At 75.5% G+C, this 1,182-nt stretch carries 2 protein-coding genes; both read right to left on the bottom strand.

Annotated features, from left to right (window positions below; translation table 11 throughout):
• Nucleotides 1–65: 65 nt before the first annotated feature.
• Entirely contained in the window at nt 66–365 is a 300-nt protein-coding gene (locus FNH09_RS46470; protein ID WP_152895883.1) for a hypothetical protein, read from the bottom strand.
• A 184-nt stretch (nt 366–549) separates the two neighbouring features.
• The coding region (locus tag FNH09_RS46465) for an ADP-dependent NAD(P)H-hydrate dehydratase (protein WP_162470130.1) at nt 550–1,182 on the bottom strand (633 nt) is incomplete at its 5' end.

Genomic DNA, 1,182 nt, shown 5'->3' with positions numbered 1-1,182 from the left:
ATCATGCGATCAGCGAATCGTGGTGCGGGGCCGGGCGGAGGGCGGCGCGCGGCGAGGTCCCCCGTTCAGCCCTTACGCCGGGCGGGGAGCAGCTGACTGGCTGCCAGCACCAGCAGTCCGCCGAGCAGGAGCCCGTTCCCGCCGAAGAAGCGGGCCTCCCAGGACGGCGTCGGCAGCGCGTCGAAGTAGAACAGCCCCTGGAGCACACAGGACGTTCCGATCAGGAGTGCTCCGGTTCCGTAGAGCCGGGGATGCCGGACATGGCGGCGCGCCCACGGCAGCGTCCACCCCGTACGTATCGAGGCCACTCCCAGGGCCATGAACAGCAGGCCCAGGACCGTACCGACTCCGACGACCCACTCCATGGGGCTTCCTCCGCACGACGAACACAGGCGTCAAGACGTCCCGACCGGGACGTACACATGCTGCCGCCGCTCGTCGTGGGGCGGCGATGCCGGACTCCGGCAGTCATCGGGGCGCTTGACTGCGCAGGCACGGCAAAGCGCTTCCGGCCCGCTCCCGCCCGGTCCTCCCGCTCCGCTCGCCCGCTCAGTCCCGCACGTCCCGCCAGGCGCCCGGAATCGCCTCGGCCACGTCGTGCGCGCCCGCCGGTGCCCCGTCCGAGGCGAACCGCCCGGCCAGCCCGTGCAGATACGCCGCCACGCTGCCCGCGTCCACCGCGCTCAGCCCCGCCGCGAGCAGCGAGCCGCCCAGCCCCGACAGCACGTCCCCGCTGCCGGCCGTGGCCAGCCACGACGTGCCCGTCGGATTCACCCGTACGGTCCGGTCCCCGGGGCCCGCGACCAGCGTCGTCGACCCCTTCAGCAGCACGGTCGCCCCGTACCGCCGGGCCAGTTCCCGCACCGACTCCAGCCGGGCCCCCTCGACCTGCCCGCGCGCCACGCCGAGCAGCGCGGCGGCCTCCCCGGCGTGCGGGGTCAGCAGGGTCGGCGCCGTACGCGCCCGTACCGCCCCGGGGTCGGCCAGCCGCAGCCCGTCGGCGTCCAGCAGCACCGGCACGTCCGTCGCCAGCACCTCCGCGACGGCCGCCGCGTCGTCCCCGGCCCCCGGTCCGACCACCCACGCCTGTACGCGCCCGGCGTGCCCGGGCCCCCGGTCCGACACCAGGGTCTCCGGGAACCGGGCGATGACGGAGTCCCCGGCGGGCCCCACGTACCGCAC

The sequence above is a fragment of the Streptomyces adustus genome (assembly GCF_009377175.1).
Taxonomy (GTDB): Bacteria; Actinomycetota; Actinomycetes; order Streptomycetales; family Streptomycetaceae; genus Streptomyces; species Streptomyces adustus.
This window is presented reverse-complemented; position numbering and strand designations above follow the sequence as displayed.